Source organism: Pseudomonas sp. A1230, from assembly GCF_044218825.1.
GTDB classification, from domain to species: Bacteria; Pseudomonadota; Gammaproteobacteria; order Pseudomonadales; family Pseudomonadaceae; genus Aquipseudomonas; species Aquipseudomonas iridis.
Genome location: NZ_CP162582.1, coordinates 3578029 through 3601911 on the forward strand (window position 1 = coordinate 3578029; position 23883 = coordinate 3601911).

The window sequence follows — 23883 nt, forward strand, 5'->3', positions numbered from 1 at the left end:
AAGCCTAGTCGCTCTTAACCGAGCTGAGCAGCGACGTCTTCTGGAATATCCGCGTTGGAATAAACGTTCTGCACATCGTCCAGGTCTTCAAGCATGTCGATCAGCTTGAGCACCTTCTCCGCGCCGTCCAGGTCCAGTTCGGCGCTGGTGGTCGGCAGCATAACGATTTCCGCGTCATCACCCTTGAAACCGGCGGCTTCCAACGCGTTACGCACGGAATAGAAACCGGCGAACGAAGTGAACACGTCAATCGAACCATCTTCGTTCGTAACCACATCATCGGCGTCTGCTTCCATCGCCGCTTCGATCAGTGCGTCCTCATCAACGCCCGGAGCGAAGGAGATCTGGCCCTTGCGCTCGAACAGGTACGCTACCGAACCGTCGGTGCCCAGGTTACCGCCGCACTTGCTGAACGCATGGCGCACAGCCGCTGCGGTGCGATTGCGGTTGTCGGTCATGCACTCGACCATCACCGCCACGCCGCCCGGACCGTAACCTTCGTAACTCAGCTCGACCATGTCGTCGGTGTCGGCGGCACCGGCACCACGAGCAACCGCGCGATCGATGATATCGCGGCTCATGTTCGCACCAAGGGCCTTGTCCAGAGCCAGGCGCAAACGCGGGTTGGAACCCGGATCACCGCCACCCTGACGGGCAGCAACGGTTAGCTCACGAATCCACTTGGTAAAGATTTTGCCTTTCTTGGCATCCTGACGTTCTTTGCGGTGCTTGATGTTCGCCCACTTGGAATGACCCGCCATAACTCGCTCCGAATTCTCTTTGAAACGTTGCCCGCCCTGCTCTTGCAGCGGCCGGCAAACAAAAAATCTTGAACAGCTTTCAATCTATAAGAAAGAAAAAAGGCGCATCCGAAGATGCGCCTTCAGGCCCGTCTTACTCAGCCTTTGGCGTTTCGCGCAAACGAATGTGCAATTCGCGCAATGCCTTGGCATCCACCACACCCGGTGCTTGCGTCATGACGTCGGCAGCGCTCTGGGTTTTCGGGAAGGCGATCACTTCACGGATCGACTGGGCGCCGGTCATCAGCATCACCAGACGGTCCAGACCGAAGGCCAGGCCACCGTGCGGCGGTGCACCGTACTTCAGGGCGTCGAGCAGGAAGCCGAATTTCTCTTCCTGTTCCGCTTCGTTGATGCCCAACAGACGGAACACCGACTGCTGCATTTCCTTGCGGTGGATACGGATCGAGCCGCCACCCAGCTCAGTACCGTTCAGCACCATGTCGTACGCGCGAGACAGAGCGCCGGCCGGGTTGGCTTCGAGCTCTTGCGGCGTGCATTTCGGCGCGGTGAACGGGTGGTGCAGCGCGGAGAAGCTGCCGTCGTCGTTTTCTTCGAACATCGGGAAATCGACGACCCACATTGGCGCCCACTCGCAGGTCAGCAGCTTCAAGTCGTGACCGAGCTTGATGCGCAGTGCACCCAGTGCTTCGCTGACGATCTTGGCCTTGTCGGCGCCGAAGAACACGATGTCGCCATCGACTGCGCCAACGCGATCGAGGATCACGTTCAGCTTGTCTTCCGGGATGTTTTTCACGATCGGCGATTGCAGACCCTCAACACCGGCAGCGCGCTCGTTGACCTTGATGTACGCCAGGCCCTTGGCACCGTAGATGCCGACGAACTTGGTGTAGTCGTCGATCTGCTTGCGCGGCATGCTCGCCCCGCCTGGAACGCGCAGTGCGGCAATACGGCATTTCGGATCGTTGGCCGGGCCGCTGAAGACCTTGAAATCGACTTCTTTGAGTTGATCGGCAACGTCGACCAGCTCCAGCGGGTTACGCAGGTCTGGCTTGTCGGAACCGTAGCGGCGCATGGCTTCTTCGAAAGTCATGTGCGGGAATTCGCCGAATTCCAGACCCAGCACTTCCTTGAACAGGTTGCGGATCATTTGCTCGGTGAGGCCCATGATCTCTTTTTCATCGAGGAAACTGGTCTCGATGTCGATCTGGGTGAATTCCGGCTGACGGTCGGCACGCAGGTCTTCGTCGCGGAAGCACTTGGCGATCTGGTAGTAACGGTCGAAGCCGGCCACCATCAGCAGTTGCTTGAACAGCTGCGGCGATTGCGGCAGCGCGAAGAACGAACCGGCGTGAGTGCGGCTTGGCACGAGGTAGTCGCGTGCGCCTTCCGGAGTTGCACGGGTCAGGATCGGCGTTTCAACGTCGAGGAAGCCGTTTTCGTCGAGGAAGCGACGGATGCTGGTGGTCATGCGCGAACGCAGACGCAGCTTCTCGGCCATTTCCGGACGACGCAGGTCGAGGAAGCGATAGCGCAGGCGGGTTTCTTCGCCAACGTCGGAGTATTCGTTGAGCGGGAACGGCGGGGTTTCCGACTCGTTCAGCACTTCCAGTTCGTAACCCAGCACTTCGATCATGCCCGACGCCATGTTGGCGTTGGTTGCACCGGCCGGACGCAGACGCACCTTACCGGTGATCTTCACGACGTACTCGCTGCGCACGCGATCGGCGGCGGCGAAGCTCTCGGCGCGATCCGGATCGAACACCACCTGGGCCAGACCGTCACGATCACGGATATCGAGGAAAATCACCCCGCCGTGGTCGCGGCGACGGTGAACCCATCCGCAAAGGGTAATTTCCTGACCTTCCAGGCTTTCGTTCAGTTGGCCGCAATAGTGGCTGCGCATCATGGTAGTGGTTCGCTTCTCGTAATTCGAAATTCGGTGGAGATCCCGTCGCGCTCAAGCTTGTGCGACGTGGGGAAACTCACGCGTGTCGTTCGACCTGGGCCTGAACCCTAGTCAGATTTGTCGCTACCGGCCAGGTTCTTCTTGGTTCCGGTCTTGAAATCGGTTTCGTACCAACCGCTGCCGCTGAGGCGAAAGCCGGGCATCGACAGCTGTTTCTTGAGCTCTGGCGCCTGGCAGGCAGGGCAGTCGACCAGCGGTGCATCGCTGATCTTTTGAATGGCTTCCAACTGATGACCACAGGAAGCACATTGATAATCGTACATCGGCATGGAGGTGTCTCGGCGATCAGATTGCCACCGCGCGCAGGGCTTTGCGGCGAAAGAGCGGGATTATATCCATTAAATGCGGCCTGTGCAGCCGTAAGACTGCACAGGCCGCAACCTCCTTTGCAACCGCTGTTTCAGAGCGATTTCGCTGACTCAGCGACTTTGATCCCGTTCATGACACACACCACTCGTACCAGCGCACTGAAATTTTTCACCCCGCCGTGACGCAGATGCACCTCACGGTCAACGTGGGATAACAGTGAGCTGATCGAACAGCAGTTGTCTTTGGCCATGGCGCCGAGGATGTTCCAGTACACCTGCTCCAGCCGCAGGCACGTCGCGTATCCGTTCAAACGCACGGATCGGGACAGCGGCTGTACCAATGACATGTCGAATTCGTTGACGAACGGATCGAACTTCAATTCATGTTGCAAGCCGACATTCCTGTCGCCTCGCCTGTCTCCCTCTATCATATCGGTGACACTCCTTTGCCATCTCTGCGGGTTTTTCAAAGTCACATCCTGTGACTTCATAAAAGCGCAGACGCAAAGTTATATCCAGATGACTAATTGACCATCCCCGTAGGATAAGCCAACGATAGAAGTAAGACTGTGGACAGCGCGGGCATCCCCAAGGCCTGCCCGCGCACTTGGGTCAGGCTTCGAGCAATGCGCGCAACATCCACGCGGTTTTTTCATGAACCTGCATGCGCTGGGTCAGCAGGTCGGCCGTCGGCTCGTCACTGACCTTGTCGAGCAGCGGGAAAATGCCGCGCGCGGTGCGGGTCACGGCTTCCTGACCGGCGACCAGTTGCTTGATCATGTCCTCGGCGCTGGGCACCCCCTCCTCCTCCTTGATAGAAGAAAGCCGCGCATACGTGGCATAAGCGCCTGGGGCCGGGAAACCAAGGGCGCGAATGCGCTCGGCGATTGAATCGACGGCCAGTGCCAGCTCGTTGTATTGCTCTTCAAACATCAAGTGCAGCGTACGGAACATCGGGCCTGTGACGTTCCAGTGGAAGTTATGGGTTTTCAGATACAGCACGTAGGTGTCCGACAGCAGACGCGACAGCCCCTCGACGATGGACTTGCGGTCTTCTTCACTGATACCGATATCGATTGCCATGTTTACCCCCTAACGGCGATTTGAATTCATCCAAGGTACCGCCCCACTCTAGCAAGGCTGTCGATCCCTCGCAGCCCCGAATCGACACTCGCACTGCGACAAATCGACCACTTTGCTGCCGCTGGCCGGCCTGATTTGAGTAGCTGCAGGCTTTGCTGTTAAATAGGCAGTGTGTCGCTATGCCCCATTTTCCGGGGATTTGCGCATAGGCTGATGCTGCGTCCGTGTCCACCGCCTCTTATTTTGTCCCGAAGCGAACCGTGCGCCTCCAGCTCTTCCTTGTGAGCCGTTAATAACGTGAGCCAATCAAAATGTTGAAAATCGTCCACCTGCTAATGGGCGCAGCGGCACTGCTGCTGTCGTTCATACCTAGCTTGAAATCCGAAGCCGTTCCCTACCTGCAACAACCCGATGCACTTTACCTGGCCTTTTTCGGCCTGCTGAACCTGGTCATTGCCCCGGTGATTCCTTACTGGAACAAAGGCCCGCGCCAGCATCTGCAAAATCTGGTCAGCGCTCTTCTGGTGCTGACTGTCGTCCTCCAAACCTTGACCCTGATCGCGCCGATGCCTGTCATCGCCGGCCAGCCAGCCGTGTTGTTCAGCCTGGTGATTGCCCTGGTTGCCGTGGTCCTGCACCTGGCCGTCAGCTTTTATCGATCTTCACCGGCAGCCACGCCAACCACCTACGACATGACCAACCGCGATACCGGCACCGTCAAGTGGTTCAACACTTCCAAAGGCTTCGGCTTTATCTCCCGGGATTCCGGTGATGACATTTTCGTGCACTTTCGCGCGATCCGTGGCGAAGGCCACCGCGTTCTGGTCGAAGGCCAGCGCGTGGAGTTCTCGGTGATGAACCGGGACAAAGGCCTGCAAGCCGAGGACGTGATCGCCGCGCTGCCGCGCCGCTGATCCAAGGCATAAAAAAACCGCGAGCAGCGTGCTGTTCGCGGTTTTTTTACGCCTGATGAAAAGACCGCGCCTTAGTAGTGTGGCGGAGGTGCTTCTTCCTCGAAGGATTCGAACTGCCCGACCATTTCTTCCTGACGCTTGAGCAACGCAGCCATTTGCAATTGCAGGCGCTCGACCACCCGCTGCTGCGCCACCAGGATGTCGTTCAACGTCTGGATAGTGTCGTCCTGAAACGCCAGACGGCTTTCCAGATCGTTAACGCGTTCTTCCAGGGTCATGACTCAGCCCTCCAAAAAGGTGAAATCTTCGGTCAGCACCACACGCAACTGCGCGCGAATGGCGGCCACCTGTTCGCTGTCATAAGGCTTTGCCGGATGCTTGCCCCAGACCGGCGCAGGCCACGCCGCGTCGTCGCGTTTGCGCACGATCACATGCATGTGCATCTGGCTGACCACGTTACCCAGCGTAGCGACGTTCATTTTGTCGGCATCGAACAAGTCTTTGAGCAACTCGGCCAGCGCGGTGGTTTCCAGCCAGAGCTGTTGCTGATCGGCGACATCCAACTGAAACAACTCGCTGATATCGTTGCGGCGTGGCACCAGGATGAACCACGGGTAGTTGGCGTCGTTGGACAGCAACAGACGGCAGAGCGGAAAGTCGCCGATGGCCAGTGTGTCCTGTTGTAGTCGTGAATCTAAAGCAAACACTGCGCGCACTCCCGGCTGATCTACATAATTCAGCTTGGCGGGCCACCCGACAGGCAGCGCACCAAGCGACAGAACCGCAGCATACCTGCGAATGCGCTCGCCTTCACGAGGACTGTGCCCTGGCCATTTCTCCGGACGCCCCGACATGTGACATTTTTTGATTTGATGCACCAGCTCGGAACCCGACCAGATGACCAGTGCGCTGAAATGACCGCAAAACCGTGAGGTGCTCACGATCGCTCGCAGACAGGTCTGTATGAATACAGTACAGCGCGTAAATTTTTTGCACCAAAACCGCACAGTGGGTCTACGCTCAGTGCGTCGGGCATCCGCCGAATACTCACTGGCGGGGTGAACCGGTAACGTTTTTGGTTGTCGCGCGCCAATTACGGCGTGGCAACACCATACGAACAATCGCGTCAAGCCCTTACAAAAAGCGGCTTGGCGCCCCGTATTTATGAGGCTTTTACAGGTAAAGACAAGCGTGTTGAAAAATAACCGCACCGAAATTGCAGTTTGTGCACGCTTGTTGCAAGCGTACTCATATGGTCTATAAGCGCACCACGGGATGTGGGAGCCTTAAGCCCGATAAAAACAGTGGCAGGGTTGCCCGATGGAGATTCAAGTGTTTTGCCAGGGACTCTTTTTTAGCGATGCAAAAGGCTAGAAAAACAGCGAAAAAGTTGTCGGTCCGATTGCATCGGTACTGTGAATTTGCGACATCTACCAAGCCATCTGCGACAGCGTCGTAAAGAAGGCGAAAGGTTCGATTAGCAAGTATCGCCAACAATGTCGGCGTGATATAAGTTTGCGCCGACACAAAAAGAAAGAGCCGCCCAGATAATAAAACAGGTGGGACGGCAGTACTCTTCTAAAAACCAAAGGAGCAAATCACGATGCGCGTGATGAAGTGGAGCATGATCGCACTGGCTGTTTCAGCAGGCACCTCGCAGTTCGCAATGGCGTCCGCCCAGGATGATTCCCAAGGCTTCATTGAAGACGGTACCTTCAATGTAAAGACCCGCATGCTGTATATGAATCGTGATTTCAAGAATGAAAACTTGAAAACCAGCCCATCGGGTGAGCGCCAAGGCTACCGCGAAGAAACCGGTATTGGCATGCACGCCATCTTCGAATCCGGCTTCACTCAAGGCACCATCGGGTTTGGTGTTGACGCTTTCGGTCTGGGCTCGATCAAACTCGACAGCGGCCGCGGTCGCACTGGCAACGGCCTGTTCGCTGCCGATAGCGATGGCACACCTGAGGACACTCAGTCCAAAGCGGGTGGCGCAGTTAAATTCCGCCTGTCCAATACTGTCTTGAAGTATGGCGACCAATTCGTCGCCAGCCCGGTATTCTCCACTGACGACAGCCGTTTGCTGCCTGAAGCCACCACCGGCACCTTGCTCGTATCCAAGGAAATCCCTGGCCTTGAACTGAGCGCTGGTCGCTTCACCGCGATGAGCTCCCAGACCGGCATGGGCCATGACACCATCGTTGACGGCGGCCTGCCGTCTGCCAATATCGGTGGTGCCACCTACCAGTTCACCGACAACTTCGTCGCCGGTGTTGCGGCTTCCGACGTGGATGACCACTTCAAGAAGCAGTACCTCAACGCCAACTACACCCTGCCGATCAACGATGAACAGTCGTTGAACTTCGACTTCAACGGGTACAAGAGCAAGAGCCAAGGTCAGGAACTGTCGGGTGATATCGACAACCGCATCTGGTCCCTGGCTGCCGCTTACAGCATCGGCGCCCACAAATTCACCCTCGCTCACCAGCGTTCGACCGGTGATACCGGTTACGTATACGGCGTAGACGGCGGCGGCACCATTTTCCTCGCCAACTCCGTGCAGTACTCCGACTTCAACGGTGCAGACGAGCGTTCGTGGCAGGGTCGCTACGACCTGAACATGAAAACCTACGGCGTACCGGGCCTGAGCTTCATGACCCGTTACATCAAAGGCGACAACATCTCTACCGGTGCTGAAGAAGGCAAGGAACACGAGCTGGACTTCGAAACCAAGTACGTAATGCAGAATGGCCCGGCAAAAGACCTGTCCTTCCGCCTGCGTAGCGCCTGGTACCGCTCCAACACCGCTTATAACGGCGGTGACAACAACGATCTGCGTCTGATCGTTGAGTACCCGCTGAGCATCTTGTAATCCGGATGTAGTTCAGCAGTACTGTAGAGCTCTGCTCTAATTAGAACCGCTCACCCTGACAGGTGGGCGGTTTTTTTTGCTTATTCAATAGCGGCCTAAGCATATTTGAATAGCAAGCTAATTATGTCGACCGAAGCGGGCTTACTGCGAACAATAAAAAACCCAAGAGACTTTGCAGCTCTTGGGTTTAATTGCCTTACTTGACCGTCAGGGCAAATAATCGATCGCTTACTGCGGTGCCCCTTCCTGAACCACACGAATAACTCGCTGCGGAAACGGAATATCAATGCCTGCAGCTTTTAAACGATCGCGGGACAGTTCATTTAACATGAACATCACATCCCAATAGTCTGCAGTTTTAACCCACACACGCAGGGAAACCGTGATCGAACTGTCGCCCAGTGTCGAAACCACTGCCTGCGGCGCCGGGTCCTGCATAACACGTTCATCCTTGGCCAGATCCAGCAGTACCTGACGGGCCTTTTGCAGATCGGCTTCGTAATCCACGCCCACATCGAACACAACCTTGCGGGTTGGCTGACGGTTGGTATTGGTGATGATGCCGTTCGACAGGTTGCCGTTTGGCATGATGACGGTCTTGTTGTCGCCGGTACGCAGGACGGTATGGAAAATCTGGATGCTGTCGACGGTACCCGCCACGCCTTGCGCTTCGATCCAGTCGCCGATGCGGAACGGACGGAACAGCAAAATCAGCACGCCGCCGGCGAAGTTCGCCAGGCTGCCCTGCAACGCCAGACCGATGGCCAGACCCGCAGCACCGATCGCGGCAACGAACGAGGTGGTTTCGACACCGATCATCGAAGCCACGCTGACGATCAGCAGCACCTTGAGAATGATGTTGGCCAGGCTGCTGATAAAGCCTTGCAGTGCCAGGTCAGCGTTACGCAGGGCCAGCAAACCACCGAGTTTTTGCGTGACCTTGTTGATCAGCCACCAGCCGATTCCCAGGGTAATCACTGCGAGCAGCACGCGGCTGCCGTATTCCATGATCATCGGGATCCACGCCTGGGATGCCTTGACCAGGTGGTCTACTTCAGCATTCAAATCCATATTCTATCTCCTGATTTCCGGCTACCCGGGATGTGCACAAATAAATGTGGGAGCGAGCCTGCTCGCGAAAGCGCTGTGTCATTCAGCAATGAATTGACTGACACAGCGGCTTTCGCGAGCAGGCTGGCTCCCACCGTCTCCACGGATAACGCTTAGTCGCGGAAGTTGTTGAACTGCAGCGGCATGCCGAATTCCTTGGCGCGCAAGGCCGCGATGGCTTCTTGCAGGTCGTCGCGCTTCTTGCCGGTCACACGCACCTGCTCGCCCTGAATGGCAGCCTGTACCTTGAGTTTGGCGTCCTTGATGTGGCCGACGATCTTCTTCGCCAGTTCCTTGTCGATGCCTTCCTTGAGCACGGCGTCCTGCTTCATCAGCTTGCCCGAGGCGTACTCATCCTTGACTTCAAGGCACTGCACGTCGATCTTGCGCTTGACCAGGGCCAACTTGAGGATTTCGATCATCGCTTCCAGCTGGAATCCGGCTTCAGCGGTCAGACTGACAGTCAGGTCCTTTTCCTTGAACTCGAAACTGCCTTTACCTTTCAGGTCATAACGACGATCGAGTTCCTTCACGGCGTTCTCGACCGCGTTGGTGAGTTCGTGTTTGTCCAGTTCGGATACCACGTCGAACGACGGCATGTAATTTCTCCAATAAAAAGGCGCGCTCTATATGGATGGAGCGCGCTTGGCTTGCGGTTAAAATCGGGCTCATTATAACGGGTCTTTTCCTGTCGACACGCGAGCCGCGCATGCCTGTCCCCAATCGAGCAAAAAACTGATGTCTACCCCTTGGCACATTCTCGGCGCCGGCAGTCTCGGCACACTCTGGGCTACGCGGCTGGCCCGGGCCGGCCTGCCAGTGAGGCTGATCGTGCGCGACCTGACGCGTTTGCGCAGCTATAACGCAGCCGACGGGTTGACCCTTGTAGAAAACGGACAAGCCAACACTTATGCAGTTCCCGGCGAAACTCCGGACAATCCCGAACCGATCCGTCGCCTGCTGGTGGCCTGCAAGGCCTACGACGCCGAAAACGCAGTGGCCCGCCTCGCCCCACGCTTGACGCCCGATGCGGAAATTATTCTGCTGCAAAACGGCCTCGGCAGTCAGGACGCCGTCGCCGCGCGAGTACCGCATGCACGCTGCATCAGCGCTTCAAGTACCGAAGGCGCGTTCCGCGATGGCGACTGGCGTGTGGTGTTCGCCGGCCACGGTTTTACCTGGCTCGGTGATGCCGCTCATCCGGTGGCGCCGATCTGGCTGGATGATCTTGAGGCGGCGAAAATCCCCCACGAATGGAGCACCGACATCCTCACACGGCTGTGGCGCAAACTGGCGCTCAACTGTGCGATCAATCCGCTGACGGTGCTGCACAACTGCCGCAACGGTGGCTTACAGGCGCATCATTGCGAAGTCGCCACGCTCTGCGCCGAGCTCGCCGAACTGCTGCAGCGCTGTGGCCAACCTGCGGCGGCGGAAAACCTGCAACAGGAAGTCGAACGGGTGATCCAGGCCACCGCGGCCAATTACTCATCGATGTATCAAGATGTCGCCAATCAGCGCCGCACGGAGATCAGCTATCTATTGGGCCACGCCTGCAAAGTCGCCGCACGCCACCAGCTGAATCTGCCGCACCTCAATCAACTGCAGCAACGCCTGATCGCTCATCTGCGCAGCCTCGGATTGCCCAGCGACTGAGCAGCGGCTACGCTGGCGACTTGTTCCTTTGCTGCGAAAAACCCGATGCCATTGCGCCAGCGCCTCGAAAACCTGCCGGTCGGCCAGAAACTCCTGGCCGCCCTGCTGGTGCTGTTGACCACTGTGTTGCTGGTCGCCAACCTGACTTTTATCAGCGCCGCCTATTACATTTCCCAAGAGAGCATGGCCCCGCAGGCCTTGCAGACCATCGGCCGTCTGATCGCCAACCCGAGCCTGGTGAGTGAAGCCCTGCAATCACCGCAAAGCGCCGAACGCCTGCTCAAGGAACTCGACAGTTATTCACCACTGCGCGCCGCCGCCCTGTATGACGGCAAAGGCGAACGGCTGGCGCAATTGCAACACGGCGACAAACTCCACCTGCCGGAACGTTACCGGCACATCGAAGCCTGGCAACTCACCGAATTTCGCACCAACCAGGTGATTACCCTGCCCCGCCCCGGCACCGAGCCGGGTCATCTGCTGCTGGTAGCCAGCAGCGAACTGCCGATGGCGTTCTACACCGGCACGCTCACGGCCAGCCTCGGCATCCTGATTTTCAGCGTGCTGTTGTGGCTAGTGATTGCCCGGCAGATCAAACGGCTGATCACCCGCCCTATCCATCAGCTAGAAGAACTGTCGCGTCAGGTCACCCGCGAAGAGAATTACGCATTGCGCGCCTCACGCGGCAACCATGACGAAATCGGCAGTCTCGCCGAGGCGTTCAACACCATGCTGTCGCGTATCGAAGCCCGCGAACAGCAGCTCAAACGCGCCCGCGATGACTCGCAAGCCGCTTACGATCAGGCGCAGGGGCTGGCCGAGGAAACCCGCCACACCAACCGCAAGCTTGAGCTGGAAGTTCAGGTGCGCAGCAAGATCGAAAAGAAACTCACCGGTTTCCAGAATTACCTCAACAGCATCATCGACTCGATGCCGTCGGCGCTGATTGCGCTCGACGAGCAGCTCTACGTCACCCAATGGAACCAGGAAGCCAGCGCCCTCTCCGGCACGCGTCTGGACGAAGCGCTGAACCAGCCGATCTTCCTCGCGTTCGAACCGCTGAAACCGTTTTTGCCGCAGCTCAAGCAGACGGTCGAGCAGCACACCGTGGCGAAGATCGAACGGGTGACCTGGTTCAAGGACGATGAACCCAAACATTACGCGCTGACCTTCTACCCGCTGATGGGCGGTACCGGGCGTGGCGTGGTGATCCGTATCGACGACATCACCCAGCGCCTGTCGCTGGAAGAAATGATGGTGCAGTCAGAAAAAATGCTCTCGGTCGGCGGCCTCGCGGCGGGCATGGCCCATGAAATCAACAACCCGCTCGGTGCGATCCTGCACAACGTGCAAAACATCCGTCGGCGCCTGTCGACAGACCTGCCAAAGAACCTCGAAACCGCCGAGCAACTGGGCATTGAGCTGGACACGGTCAACCGCTATCTGCAAGGCCGGGAAGTCCCGAAACTGCTCGATGGTATTCAACAGGCGGGGGCGCGGGCAGCGAAAATCGTCACCCACATGCTCAGCTTCAGTCGCCGCAGCACTCGTCAGATGGCACCGTGCGATTTGCCAGCGCTGATTGATCAAGCGGTGGAAATCGCCGGTAACGACTTCGACCTGGCGATCGGTTTTGACTTCAAGGGTCAGGCGATCATCCGCCAGTTCGATCCGGCGCTAGGCCCGGTGCCGGGCACCGCCAACGAGCTGGAGCAAGTGCTGCTCAACCTGTTGAAAAACGCCGCGCAAGCCATTCATCAGCGCGAAGAGGACAGCGAGCCAGGACGGATCATCCTGCGCACGCGGCTCAATCCGCCGTGGGCCGAGATTCAGGTCGAGGACAACGGCATCGGCATGAGCGAGAACGTGCGCAAACGCACCTTCGAGCCGTTTTTCACCACCAAGGAAATCGGCCAGGGCACAGGGCTCGGCTTGTCGGTGTCGTACTTCATCATCACCAATAACCACAAAGGGCAGATGGAAGTGCAGTCGGCGCCGGGGCAAGGAACGTGTTTCACTTTGCGTCTGCCGCTGGCCCAACCGCTGCCTATCGCGGCTCAACCAATCAATTAACGAGGTAACCCATGGGCTTTCGCCTGTCGAAAATCTACACCCGCACCGGCGACAAAGGCGAAACCGGCCTGGGCGATGGCCGCCGCGTGCCCAAGGATCACCCACGCATCGAGGCCATTGGCGAGGTCGATACGCTGAACAGTCAGGTCGGCGTGTTACTGGCCGGTTTGATTGCCGAGCGTGAGACGTATCCAGGCTTGAACGAGCTGGTCGAGGTGTTGGCACCTTGTCAGCATCGGCTATTCGACCTCGGGGGCGAGTTGGCGATGCCGCAGTATCAGGCACTGAACGAGGCGGAAATCGAACGGCTGGAAGCGGCGATTGATGTATGGAATGAAGAGTTGGGGCCGCTGGAGAATTTCATCTTGCCGGGCGGTTCGATGCTGATCGCTCAGGCACATGTGTGCCGGAGTCTGGCAAGGAGTGCCGAGCGGCGCTGTCAGCACTTGAATGCCGAAGAACCCTTGGCCGGGGTTGGGTTGGCTTATATCAATCGATTGTCGGATTTGTTGTTTGTCGCGGCACGGGTGATTGCGCGGCGACAGGGCATTGCGGAGATTTTGTGGCAGCCGGCAGCGAAACCGACAAAGGATTAGGGCCTGTCGGTACGCCATCGCTTGCAAGCCATCTCCCACGGGTTCCATTGGTGTGCACATCATCAGTGAACGACACAAATCTCTGTGGGAGCTGGCTTGCCAGCGATGAGGCCGGTGGCCGCTCTACATAATCAAGCCTCAGGCCAGAACGCCCGAATCCCTGCTACACCCTGCGCGCCAACACTCCAGGCCTTTTCGCGCTCCGCCGGGCCAACTCCCCCCAACAAAAACACGGGTTTGCTGAAGCCCTCGATCAACGTCGAAGCCTGCTCCCAGCCCAAGGGCTGCGCATCAGGATGCGTCAAGGTCGGCTGCACCGGCGACAAGGTCACAAAATCCACACCCATCTGCTCGGCCAGCGCCAGTTCTTCGGCGTTATGGCAAGACGCCGCGAGCCAGCGCTGCGCCGGTAATGGACGCCCCGCTGCCGCGTATTTACGCAACTGCGCGGACGTGATGTGCCACCCGGCAGACGGAAAATCACCGAGCCATTCGAAGGGCCCCTTGATCATCAACTGCGCCTTGCCTGCACACAGCCCCGCGGCGTCCACCGCCAGATCGCGGTACTTCGGGTCATAGCCATTGGGGGCGCGCAGCTGGATCAATTTGATCCCGCCGGCAATCGCTTTCTGAATCCCGCGCAGCAAAGCCGGGGGTTCCAGATCTTCCGGTGTGATCAGGTATTCGGCAGGCAAGCGTGCCGCTGCGACGATCGGCTGGTTGGCGGCAGGGAACTCGTAGTTCACCAGCTCCTTCGCCGTCACCCATGCCAATGGCTGGCCTTCGGCGCCGTGCGGCTCGCCGCTGAAACTCGACACTTCCCAGACATCCAGCAACACCTGCTTGTCCGGGTAATCGTGACGCACCTTGATCAACGGCCGAGCGGCACCCACGGTGATGCCCAATTCTTCTTGCAGCTCTCGGGCCAGCGCGGTTTCGACCGATTCGTCGGCCTCGACCTTGCCGCCGGGAAACTCCCACAAACCACCCTGATGCTGGGTGTCGGCACGGCGGGCGATAAGGATTTTGCCACTGCTGTCACGAATGACTGCGGCGGCGACGTGTACGCGTTTCACGGATTCAATTCCTCCAGTCCAGCCTTTTGCCACGCCTGGAAGGCGGGCCATTGGTAGACGGTTTCAACATAGGCTTCGTCGGCGTCCGGCAGTTTCACCTGATAGGTACGCAGGCGCACGGCGATCGGCGCAAAAAACGCATCGGCCAGGCTCACCCGGCCAAACAGGTACGGCCCGGACTCGGTGGCGACGGCACGGCATTCTGCCCCCAGCGCGAGCATGCGCTCGATATCGACCTTAACCTCGGGCGGCACCGGATTCAGCGGCGCGTCGTGGCTCAGGTTGAACGGCATGTGGTTGCGCATGGCGAAAAAGCCGCTGTGCATCTGCGCACAGGCTGATCGGGCTTGGGCCCGGGCGGCGATATCGGTTGGCCAGAGTTGCTCGGAAGAAAACTGCTCGGCCAGGTATTCGGCAATCGCCAGCGAATCGGCAACAGTGCCGCGGGCGGTTTTCAGCAGCGGTACCTTGGCGGTCGGCGAATGCTTGAGCAAAAGCGCGCGGGTGTCAGGCTTGCCGAGTTTGATCAACTCTTCGGTGTATGGGGCGCCGGTCAGCTCAAGCGCCAGCGCGGCGCGTAACGACCACGAGGAAAGCAGTTTGTCGCCGATGATCAGGTGCAGGGACATGGTTGAGTGCCTTCTTGTCAGGGAAACAATCCAGAATGTCTGGCGTCTGGTCGTCCGTCATCGCGGGCAAGCCCGCTCCCACAGGTTCTGCGGGTGTACACAAAATTTGTGTACGAACTCAATCACTGTGGGAGCGGGCTTGCCCGCGAAGAGGCCGGCAGCCCGCTCCCACCTTCTGGATCAGGTGCGGTATTCGGCGTTGATCTTCACATATTCGTGCGACAGGTCGGTGGTCCAGATGGTTTCGCTGCAATCGCCGCGACCCAGTTCGATGCGGATGGTGATCTCTTCCTGCTGCATCACCGCCGAACCCTGCGCTTCAGTGTAGGTCGCGGCGCGGGCGCCACGGCTGGCGATGCACACTTCGCCGAGGAACACGTCGATCTTGCTCACGTCCAGATCCGGCACGCCGGCACGACCGACAGCCGCCAGAATACGGCCCCAGTTCGGGTCGGAGGCGAACAGCGCGGTCTTGATCAGCGGCGAGTGCGCAACAGTGTAGCCAACGTCCAGGCATTCCTGGTGATTGCCGCCGCCGTTCACTTCAACGGTCACGAACTTGGTCGCGCCTTCGCCATCACGCACGATGGCCTGGGCCACGTCCATGCACACTTCAAAGACTGCCTGCTTCAACTTGGCGAACAGCTCGCCTTCGGCACGGGTGATTTGCGGCAGTGCAGCCTTGCCGGTGGCAATCAGCATGCAGCAGTCGTTGGTCGAGGTGTCGCCGTCGATAGTGATGCGGTTGAACGACTTGTTGGCGCCGTCGAGCATCAGGTTTTGCAAGACGTCACGGGAGACTTTGGCGTCGGTAGCGATGTAGCCCAGCATGGTTGCCATGTTCGGGCGGATCATGCCCGCGCCTTTGCTGATGCCAGTGACGGTGATGGTCACGCCGTCATGCTGGAACTGGCGGCTGGCGCCCTTGGGCAACGTATCGGTGGTCATGATCCCGGTGGCAGCCGCTTCCCAGTTGTTTTCCGACAGATCGTCCAGTGCGGCTTGCAGTGCACCTTCGATCTTCTCGACCGGCAGTGGCTCGCCGATAACACCGGTGGAGTACGGCAGAATCTGGTTTGCATCGACGCCGGTCAGCTCAGCGAGCTTCGCGCAGGTGCGCTCGGCGGCGGCCAGGCCCGGCTCACCGGTACCGGCGTTGGCGTTACCGGTGTTGGTCAGCAAGTAGCGCACATCGTTTTGAACGCGCTTCTTCGCCAGGATCACCGGCGCTGCACAAAAGGCGTTCAACGTGAACACGCCCGCCACCGTCGAACCTTCGGCGCAGCGCATCACCACGACATCTTTGCGCCCGGGGCGCTTGATGCCGGCCGAGGCAATACCGAGTTCAAAACCGGCAACCGGGTGCAACGTTGGCAAAGGACCAAGACCAACAGCCATGAATGCGCTCCTTACTCAATGATGTCTGCACCGCCCATTTGCAGGCAGTGGTTTGAATGGCAAAACGCCGCGACGGCAGGAGCCGGTCGCGGCGCGGGGTATTTCAGCGGTTGAAACGGGTTTTACTGGATCTGCCCGTGGCAATGCTTGAATTTCTTGCCCGAACCGCAGTAGCACAGTTCGTTGCGGCCCAGCTTCTGCTCGTTGCGAACCGGGGCGGTGGCGAGGGCCACATCGACCTCTTCACCGAGCAATTCCGGTTGCTCCAGACCTGGCGCTTCGGCGTGTTCGAACTGCATGCGGGCGGCCAGTGCTTCGGCTTCCTGACGCAGACGTTGCTCTTCGGCTTCCGGATCTTCGCGGCGGACCTGAACGTGCGACAGCACACGGATCGAGTCGCGCTTGATCGAATCGAGCAGTTCGGAGAACAGCGTGAACGACTCGCGCTTGTATTCCTGCTTCGGGTTTTTCTGGGCGTAGCCACGCAGGTGAATGCCGTGACGCAGGTGATCCATGGTCGACAGGTGGTCTTTCCACAGATCATCCAGCACGCGCAGAACGATTTGCTTCTCGAAGGAGCGCAGTGCCTCGGCACCGGCCTGATCTTCTTTCTCGTTGTACGCGGCCATCAGCTCGGTCATGAGCTTCTCGCGCAGGGTTTCTTCGTACAGGTGATCGTCTTCGTCGAGCCACTGCTGGATCGGCAGCGCCACACCGAAATCGCTCTGCAGCGAAGCTTCCAGACCGGCGACGTCCCACTGCTCTGGCAGCGATTGCGGCGGAATGTGCGCGCTGACGGTGGCGTTGAGTACGTCCTGACGGAAGTCAGCGATGGTCTCGCCAATGTTGTCAGCGGCCAGCAACGTGTTACGCATGTGATAGATCACTTTACGCTGTTCGTTGTTGACGTCATCGAACTCGAGCAGTTGCTTGCGAATGTCGAAGTTACGGCCTTCAACCTTGCGCTGCGCCTTCTCGATCGCGTTGGTCACCATGCGGTGCTCGATCGCTTCGCCCGGCTGCATGCCCAGGGCTTTCATGAAGTTCTTCACCCGGTCAGAGGCGAAGATGCGCATCAGGCTGTCTTCCAGCGACAGGTAGAAGCGGCTGGAACCGGCATCACCCTGACGACCGGCACGGCCACGCAGCTGGTTGTCGATACGACGGGATTCGTGACGCTCGGACGCGATCACCTGCAAGCCGCCGGATTCCAGCACTTGTTGGTGACGCTTCTGCCAGTCGGCCTTGATCTGGGCGATCTGCTCAGGCGTCGGATCTTCCAGCGATGCCACTTCAACTTCCCAGTTGCCGCCCAACAGGATGTCGGTACCACGACCGGCCATGTTGGTCGCGATGGTCAGTGCGCCCGGACGACCGGCCTGCGCGATGATCTCGGCTTCTTTTTCGTGGAACTTGGCGTTCAGAACCTTGTGTTCGATGCCTTCCTTCACGAGCAATGCGGACATGTGCTCCGAAGTTTCGATGGTCGCAGTACCCACCAGCACCGGACGACCGGCAGCCATGCTTTCCTTGATGTCGGTAACGATTGCCGCGTACTTCTCTTCGGCAGTCAGGAACACCAGGTCGTTGAAGTCCTTGCGCGCCAACGGCTTGTTCGGCGGAATGACCATCACTTCCAGACCATAGATCTGGTGGAATTCGAACGCTTCGGTGTCAGCGGTACCGGTCATGCCGGACAGCTTGGTGTAAAGACGGAAGTAGTTCTGGAACGTGGTCGATGCCAGGGTCTGGCTCTCGGCCTGAATGTTCAAGCCTTCTTTGGCTTCGATGGCCTGGTGCAGACCTTCGGACAAACGACGGCCCGGCATGGTACGACCGGTGTGTTCGTCGACCAGTACGACCTGACCGTCCTGCACGATGTATTCAATGTTGCGATTGAACAGCTTGTGCGCACGCAGACCGGCATAAACGTGGGTCAACAGGCCCAGGTTATGTGCCGAGTACAGGCTCTCGCCTTCAGCCAGCAGGCCGACGCGGGTGAGCATGTCTTCGATGAACTGGTGACCGGCTTCGTTGAGTTCGACCTGACGGGTCTTCTCGTCAACGGTGTAGTGACCAGCCTTGGTGACTTCCCCTTCGACTTCTTCAACGTGCAGTTCCAGCTGCGGGATCAGTTTGTTGATCTCGGTGTACAGCTTGGAGCTGTCCTCGGCCTGACCGGAAATGATCAGCGGGGTACGTGCTTCGTCGATGAGGATGGAGTCGACTTCGTCGATCACGGCAAAATTGAGTTCGCGCTGGAATTTTTCTTCCATGCTGAACGCCATGTTGTCGCGCAGGTAGTCGAAACCGAATTCGTTGTTGGTGCCGTAGGTGATGTCCGCAGCGTAAGCCTGGCGCTTCTCTTCCGGCGGCTGGAACGGCGTCACGACGCCGACAGTCAGGCCGAGGAATTCATACAGCGGGCGCATCCAGTTGGCGTCACGACGCGCCAGGTAGTCGTTCACCGTCACAACGTGCACGCCCTTGCCGGACAGTGCGTTGAGGTAAACACCCAGGGTCGCCACGAGGGTTTTACCCTCACCGGTACGCATTTCGGCAATCTTGCCTTCGTGCAAGGTCATGCCACCGACGAGTTGCACGTCGAAGTGGCGCATACCCATGACGCGCTTGCCGGCTTCACGGGCAACCGCAAAGGCTTCTGGCAACAGCTTGTCGAGGGTTTCCCCTTTGGCGATGCGGGCCTTGAACTCTTCAGTCTTGGCGCGCAATTGATCGTCCGAAAGGGCTACCATTTGCTCTTCGAAGGCATTGACGTTCTGTACCGTCTTGAGCATGCGTTTTACTTCACGCTCGTTCTTGCTTCCAAAAAGTTTCTTTAACAAAGGCGCAAACATATCGGCAGGATCTTCCACACTAAAGGGATGGAGGGCGGCCCCGTGAGTCGCCCGAGCAGCCCTCATGGCCGCATGCGAACGAGCATTCTACCCGGAAACGGTGGTGAGGAAAGTGGCGATGTTCCACGATGCTGGCACTGCGCTTTGACGGGGCTCACTTAAAATAGGGGCGTTTTGCTCAACTTCAACCCACACGGGAAAGAAGTTAGTCGTTGATTTAATGGGTAAAGCAGGGTCAAAAGCAATGGGCGAGTGATTTCGGTGCTTTCTGCTACCATGGCGCTTCTGTTACTTCAGGTGTTCGATCATGGCATTTCGCCCTCTTACGGCCAAAGCACCCGCCGTTTTGCTACGCGAAGCCAAGCCGCTCAAAGCCATCCTCGGCCATGCCCATCGACTGGGTCATCTGCAACGCCTGCTCGAAAGCCAACTGCAACCCGCTGCCCGCGAACATTGCCATGTAGCGTCGTGGCGTGAAGGCAATCTGCTGTTGATCGTGACAGATGGCCACTGGGCCACGCGCCTGCGTTATCAGCAAAAACGCCTGCAACGGCAATTGCAGATGTTCGATGAGTTCGCCAGCCTGACGCGGATTCTGTTCAAGGTGCAGCCGCCGACGGTTCAGCGCGGGGCGACCGGGCACACGATGGATCTGTCGACGAACGCGGCGGCAACCATTCAGGCCACGGCAGACGGGATCAGTGACCCGGGGTTGCGCGCGGCACTGGAGCGGTTGGCGGCACACGCAAAAGACAAAACCTGAAAGCAAGATCAAAAGATCGCAGCCTGCGGCAGCTCCTACAGTTGGAAATGCATTCCTCTCTAGGAGCTGCCGCAGGCTCGGGCCGCGATCGGACGATCTTTGCTTTTTAGCGGCGCTTGCTGCCGCCGAGCAGCGAGCCCATCAGGCCGCGCACCAGTTGTTTGCCCAGGTTGTTGGCTGCCTGGCGCATGGCTGACTTCAAGGCCTGGCCCGCCGCCGTGCCGAGAAATTCCCCGGCACGATCAGCCAGGCTGGGTTCCTCGGCCGCAGGTTTGCCCACCGGCGCCTCTGCTTCCGGCGTCAGGCCTTTACGCCCCATGAGGATTTCATACGCCGACTCGCGATCGATCGGTTTGTCATAGCGCCCTTTGAACGGTGACCCGGTAATCAGCACCGTGCGCTCGGTTTCCGTCAGCGGCCCGATCCGCGACTGCGGTGGCGCCACCAGCACGCGCTGAACCATTTCCGGCGTGCCTTTTTCCGTCAGTGTGCCGACCAGCGCCTCGCCGATCCCCAGCTCAGTCAGCACCGACAGACTGTCGAATGCCGGATTGGGCCGGAAGCCGTCCGCCACCGCGCGCAGGGATTTCTGCTCTTTGGCGGTGAACGCGCGCAAGCCGTGCTGAACGCGCAGGCCCAACTGCGCCAGCACGTCGTCCGGCAAGTCGGCTGGCGATTGAGTAACGAAATACACACCCACGCCTTTGGAACGGATCAACCGTACCACTTGCTCCAGCCGCTCCTGCAACGCCTTGGGAGTGTCGCCGAACAGCAAATGCGCCTCATCGAAAAACAGCGCCAGCAGCGGTTTGTCGGCATCGCCGCGCTCCGGCAACTGCTCGAACAATTCGGCCAACAGCCACAACAGGAACGTCGCATACACCTTCGGCGCCTCGTGCACCAGACGACTTGCATCCAGCAGATGAATGCGCCCACGGCCATCGGCGGCCGGTTGCAGGATGTCTTCGAGCTGCAGCGCCGGCTCGCCGAACAAGGCTTCGGCGCCCTGCTGTTCCAGGGTTGCCAGGCGGCGCAACAGCGCCTGACTGGAACCGGTGGTCATCAGCGCCGCGTCTTCGCCCAACAACTGCGGGTTGTCCTTGAGGTGGTTGAGCAGCGCTTTCAGATCCTTCAGATCCAGCAGCAACAGCCCTTCGCGATCCGCGACCTTGAATGCGGCATACAACGCCGACTGCTGACTGTCGGTGAGTTCCAAGAGACTGCCGATCAACAGCGGGCCCATTTCGCTCAACGTGGTGCGCAATGGATGACCGGACTCGCCGTGAATATCCCACAACGTCACCGGATAAGCCTGCGGCTGGTGATTGAGCCAAGGCATGCCGGCGATGCGTTCGGCGACCTTGCCCTGAGGGTTGCCGGCAGCACCGAGGCCGCACAGGTCGCCCTTGATGTCGGCAGCAAATACAGCGACGCCGGCGTCGCTGAAGGCTTCTGCCAGGCGCTGCAAGGTCACGGTTTTACCGGTACCGGTGGCGCCGGCGATGAGACCGTGACGGTTTGCCAGGCGCAGGGCCTGTGCGATCGGTTGCCCCGCGAGATCGGCGCCGATTACGAGTTGCGATGAGTCAGGCATTTTGTCACCCAATGGTTAATCTTTAATTCGCGATGGCCGATAGATAAAGGCGTAGACCTGACTGAAAAGTCGGTAGGACATTTCCCTAAGGAGAGACGGAAATATCAGCTTTTATTCACCTTTGCCCATATTGCGCGTCTTTATAAAAGCACGCCCAGGACATTAAGACCTTAGCGGAACCCCAAGCCATGAACAAAAATCTGCGCTTCAGCCATAAAATTTTGCTTGCCGCCGCCCTCATCGTCATCGCCGCTTTTGCCTCGTTTACGCTTTACAACGACTGGCTGCAGCGCAACGCGATTCGTGAAGATCTGGATAACTATCTAAACGAGATGGGCGAAGTCACTGCCGGCAGCATCCAGACCTGGCTAAGCGGCCGCATTATGCTGGTCGAGAACGCCGCCCAGAACATCGCCATCAACCCCGAACCCGCCAACGTCGCCAGTCTGCTGGAACAGAAAACCCTGACGTCGACGTTTATGGCCACCTACCTGGGCGATGCCACTGGCCACTTCACCATCCGCCCGGACGTGAAGATGCCCGACGGTTTCGATCCGCGGGTTCGCCCTTGGTATAAAGGTGCCGAGAGCAGCAGCACCTCGACCTTGACTGAACCGTACATCGACGCGGCCACCGGTCAGTTGATCATCTCCGTCGCCACCGCCTCGAAAAAATCCGGCCAGAGCGTCGGCGTGGTCGGCGGCGACCTGAGCCTGCAATCACTGGTCGACACCCTCGCCGCCCGGGATTTCGACGGCATGGGTTATGTGTTCCTGGTCAGCGCCGACGGCAAGATTTTGGTGCACCCGGACAAAGCCCTGGTGATGAAATCACTCAAGGAAGCGTATCCACAGGACACCCCGCGCATCAGCGGCGATTTCAGTGAAGTCACCGTCGATGGCAAAACCCGCATCGTTACCTTCGCGCCGATCAAAGGCTTGCCGTCGGTGAACTGGTACATCGGCCTGTCGGTGGACAAGGACCAGGCCTTCGCGATGCTCAGCGAATTCCGCACCTCTGCCGTCATTGCGACCATCATCGCCGTCGGCATCATCCTTGCTCTGCTCGGCATGTTGATCCGCATCCTGATTCAGCCTTTGCACGTCATGACCCGTGCCATGGAAGACATCGCCGATGGCGAAGGTGACCTGACCAAGCGCCTGACCATCGTCAATAACGATGAATTTGGTGTACTGGGTACGGCGTTCAACCGCTTCGTCGAGCGGATCCACGGCTCGATCCGCGAAGTGTCGTCGGCCACCGGCCAAGTCAACGAAGTCGCCCTGCGCGTGGTCGCTGCGTCTAATTCGTCGATGTACAACTCCGATCAGCAGGCTTCACGCACCAGCAGTGTCGCCGCCGCGATCAATCAGCTCGGCGCCGCCGCGCAGGAGATCGCCCGCAATGCCGCCCAGGCCTCGAATCAGGCCAGCGACGCCCGCGGCCTCGCCGAAGACGGCCAGCAAGTGGTGGATCGCAGCATCAAGGCGATGAATCAACTGTCGAGCATGCTTAGTGCGTCGAGCAGCAACATCGAGTCGCTCAACAGCAAAACCGTGAACATCGGGCAAATTCTCGAAGTGATCACCAGCATTTCCCAGCAAACCAACCTGCTGGCGCTCAACGCGGCCATTGAGGCGGCGCGTGCCGGTGAGGCCGGTCGTGGTTTTGCCGTGGTGGCGGACGAAGTGCGTAACCTGGCACACCGCACGCAGGAATCGGCGCAGCAAGTGCAGACCATGATCGAAGAGCTGCAAGTCGGCGCGCGGGAATCGGTGAGCACCATGAGTGAGAGCCAGCGTCACAGCCAGGACAGCGTCGAGATTGCCAACCTTGCCGGTGAGCGTCTGAACAGCGTGACTCAGCGGATTGGCGAGATCGACGGGATGAACCAGTCGGTGGCGACCGCGACCGAGGAGCAGACGGCGGTGGTTGAGTCGATCAATGTCGACATCACCGAGATCAACACGCTGAACCAGGAAGGCGTGGAGAACCTGCACGCAACGCTGCGCGCGTGTTCGGATCTGGAGCAGCAGGCTTCGCGGTTGACGCAATTGGTGGGGAGTTTCCGCATTTAAGATCAAGAGCTTACCCCCTCACCCGAACCCTCTCCCCCAGAGGGGGCGAGGGGAAAGGGAGCCGATCTTCAAGCTTTTCAAATCTGAGTTCGGCTCAGAAGCTCAGGTCGACACAGCAACCCCAAACACCCCGATCAGTCCC

At 58.8% G+C, this 23883-nt stretch carries 21 protein-coding genes and 1 pseudogene; 8 read left to right on the forward strand and 14 right to left on the reverse strand.

The window, feature by feature from the left end; all coding sequences use genetic code 11:
- Window positions 1-14: 14 nt before the first annotated feature.
- The 5 genes from AB4P97_RS16840 to AB4P97_RS16860 form a co-directional block, all read right to left on the reverse strand.
- Window positions 15-761, reverse strand: coding sequence for a YebC/PmpR family DNA-binding transcriptional regulator (locus tag AB4P97_RS16840; protein ID WP_042560640.1), 747 nt, complete (start codon window positions 759-761; stop codon window positions 15-17).
- Between the two features lie 133 nt (window positions 762-894).
- Complete coding sequence (aspS, locus tag AB4P97_RS16845) at window positions 895-2670, reverse strand: aspartate--tRNA ligase (RefSeq protein WP_042560641.1); 1776 nt, start codon at window positions 2668-2670, stop codon at window positions 895-897.
- A gap of 107 nt (window positions 2671-2777) precedes the next feature.
- Window positions 2778-2999 (reverse strand): FmdB family zinc ribbon protein, encoded by a 222-nt coding sequence (locus tag AB4P97_RS16850; protein ID WP_042560642.1) that lies wholly within the window; start codon window positions 2997-2999, stop codon window positions 2778-2780.
- Between the two features lie 131 nt (window positions 3000-3130).
- Window positions 3131-3469: a ribbon-helix-helix domain-containing protein gene (locus AB4P97_RS16855; RefSeq protein WP_042560643.1), complete on the reverse strand. Its 339-nt coding sequence runs from the start codon at window positions 3467-3469 to the stop codon at window positions 3131-3133.
- Window positions 3470-3650: 181 nt separating this feature from the next.
- Window positions 3651-4121 (reverse strand): Dps family protein, encoded by a 471-nt coding sequence (locus AB4P97_RS16860; RefSeq protein ID WP_042560644.1) that lies wholly within the window; start codon window positions 4119-4121, stop codon window positions 3651-3653.
- 311 nt (window positions 4122-4432) lie between these two features.
- On the opposite strand from AB4P97_RS16860, the gene AB4P97_RS16865 reads away from it, so the two are divergent.
- Window positions 4433-5035: a cold-shock protein gene (locus AB4P97_RS16865; RefSeq protein ID WP_042560645.1), complete on the forward strand. Its 603-nt coding sequence runs from the start codon at window positions 4433-4435 to the stop codon at window positions 5033-5035.
- A gap of 71 nt (window positions 5036-5106) precedes the next feature.
- On the opposite strand, the gene AB4P97_RS16870 is transcribed toward AB4P97_RS16865, so the two are convergent.
- Both AB4P97_RS16870 and AB4P97_RS16875 read right to left on the reverse strand, forming a co-directional pair.
- Window positions 5107-5313: a SlyX family protein gene (locus tag AB4P97_RS16870; protein ID WP_042560646.1), complete on the reverse strand. Its 207-nt coding sequence runs from the start codon at window positions 5311-5313 to the stop codon at window positions 5107-5109.
- Window positions 5314-5316: 3 nt separating this feature from the next.
- On the reverse strand, window positions 5317-5742 hold the full coding sequence (locus AB4P97_RS16875) for an HIT domain-containing protein (RefSeq protein WP_047302764.1): 426 nt from the start codon (window positions 5740-5742) through the stop codon (window positions 5317-5319).
- Window positions 5743-6638: 896 nt separating this feature from the next.
- Here AB4P97_RS16875 and AB4P97_RS16880 point away from each other — a divergent pair.
- Complete coding sequence (locus tag AB4P97_RS16880; protein WP_395601370.1) at window positions 6639-7910, forward strand: OprD family porin; 1272 nt, start codon at window positions 6639-6641, stop codon at window positions 7908-7910.
- Window positions 7911-8138: 228 nt separating this feature from the next.
- Here the strand turns inward: AB4P97_RS16880 and AB4P97_RS16885 are convergent, their stop codons facing one another.
- Together AB4P97_RS16885 and AB4P97_RS16890 are read right to left on the reverse strand one after the other, a co-directional pair.
- The gene (locus tag AB4P97_RS16885) at window positions 8139-8981 is read right to left on the reverse strand and encodes a mechanosensitive ion channel family protein (protein WP_042560648.1); all 843 of its coding nucleotides are present in this window, start codon (window positions 8979-8981) and stop codon (window positions 8139-8141) included.
- Between the two features lie 152 nt (window positions 8982-9133).
- Window positions 9134-9619 (reverse strand): YajQ family cyclic di-GMP-binding protein, encoded by a 486-nt coding sequence (locus tag AB4P97_RS16890; protein ID WP_042560649.1) that lies wholly within the window; start codon window positions 9617-9619, stop codon window positions 9134-9136.
- Window positions 9620-9758: 139 nt separating this feature from the next.
- Between AB4P97_RS16890 and AB4P97_RS16895 the strand changes: the two genes are divergently transcribed.
- The 3 genes from AB4P97_RS16895 to AB4P97_RS16905 are packed head-to-tail and all read left to right on the forward strand — an operon-like array spanning window position 9759 to window position 13345.
- Window positions 9759-10676 (forward strand): putative 2-dehydropantoate 2-reductase, encoded by a 918-nt coding sequence (locus AB4P97_RS16895; RefSeq protein ID WP_042560650.1) that lies wholly within the window; start codon window positions 9759-9761, stop codon window positions 10674-10676.
- Window positions 10677-10721: 45 nt separating this feature from the next.
- Window positions 10722-12749: a HAMP domain-containing sensor histidine kinase gene (locus tag AB4P97_RS16900; RefSeq protein WP_042560651.1), complete on the forward strand. Its 2028-nt coding sequence runs from the start codon at window positions 10722-10724 to the stop codon at window positions 12747-12749.
- An 11-nt stretch (window positions 12750-12760) separates the two neighbouring features.
- Window positions 12761-13345: a cob(I)yrinic acid a,c-diamide adenosyltransferase gene (locus AB4P97_RS16905; RefSeq protein ID WP_042560652.1), complete on the forward strand. Its 585-nt coding sequence runs from the start codon at window positions 12761-12763 to the stop codon at window positions 13343-13345.
- A gap of 131 nt (window positions 13346-13476) precedes the next feature.
- Here the strand turns inward: AB4P97_RS16905 and AB4P97_RS16910 are convergent, their stop codons facing one another.
- The 4 genes from AB4P97_RS16910 to secA form a co-directional block, all read right to left on the reverse strand.
- Window positions 13477-14421, reverse strand: a complete 945-nt coding sequence (locus AB4P97_RS16910; RefSeq protein ID WP_042560653.1) for a Nudix family hydrolase — start codon at window positions 14419-14421, stop codon at window positions 13477-13479.
- Window positions 14418-15050 (reverse strand): glutathione S-transferase family protein, encoded by a 633-nt coding sequence (locus tag AB4P97_RS16915; protein WP_395601371.1) that lies wholly within the window; start codon window positions 15048-15050, stop codon window positions 14418-14420. The genes AB4P97_RS16910 and AB4P97_RS16915 overlap by 4 nt, the downstream gene beginning before the upstream one ends.
- 180 nt (window positions 15051-15230) lie before the next feature.
- Complete coding sequence (gene argJ / locus AB4P97_RS16920; protein WP_042560655.1) at window positions 15231-16448, reverse strand: bifunctional glutamate N-acetyltransferase/amino-acid acetyltransferase ArgJ; 1218 nt, start codon at window positions 16446-16448, stop codon at window positions 15231-15233.
- 122 nt (window positions 16449-16570) lie between these two features.
- Window positions 16571-19306: a preprotein translocase subunit SecA gene (gene secA / locus AB4P97_RS16925; RefSeq protein ID WP_042560656.1), complete on the reverse strand. Its 2736-nt coding sequence runs from the start codon at window positions 19304-19306 to the stop codon at window positions 16571-16573.
- A gap of 307 nt (window positions 19307-19613) precedes the next feature.
- On the opposite strand from secA, the gene AB4P97_RS16930 reads away from it, so the two are divergent.
- Entirely contained in the window at window positions 19614-20069 is a 456-nt protein-coding gene (locus tag AB4P97_RS16930) for a DUF721 domain-containing protein (protein ID WP_042560657.1), read from the forward strand.
- 106 nt (window positions 20070-20175) lie between these two features.
- Here the strand turns inward: AB4P97_RS16930 and AB4P97_RS16935 are convergent, their stop codons facing one another.
- On the reverse strand, window positions 20176-21663 hold the full coding sequence (locus AB4P97_RS16935) for a helicase HerA-like domain-containing protein (protein ID WP_042562186.1): 1488 nt from the start codon (window positions 21661-21663) through the stop codon (window positions 20176-20178).
- 332 nt (window positions 21664-21995) lie between these two features.
- Between AB4P97_RS16935 and AB4P97_RS16940 the strand changes: the two are divergent.
- Window positions 21996-22835, forward strand: a pseudogene (locus AB4P97_RS16940) (cache and HAMP domain-containing protein); the annotation flags it as partial.
- A 141-nt stretch (window positions 22836-22976) separates the two neighbouring features.
- Window positions 22977-23741, forward strand: coding sequence for a methyl-accepting chemotaxis protein (locus tag AB4P97_RS16945; protein ID WP_390896373.1), 765 nt, complete (start codon window positions 22977-22979; stop codon window positions 23739-23741).
- The last annotated feature ends 142 nt before the right edge of the window (window positions 23742-23883 follow it).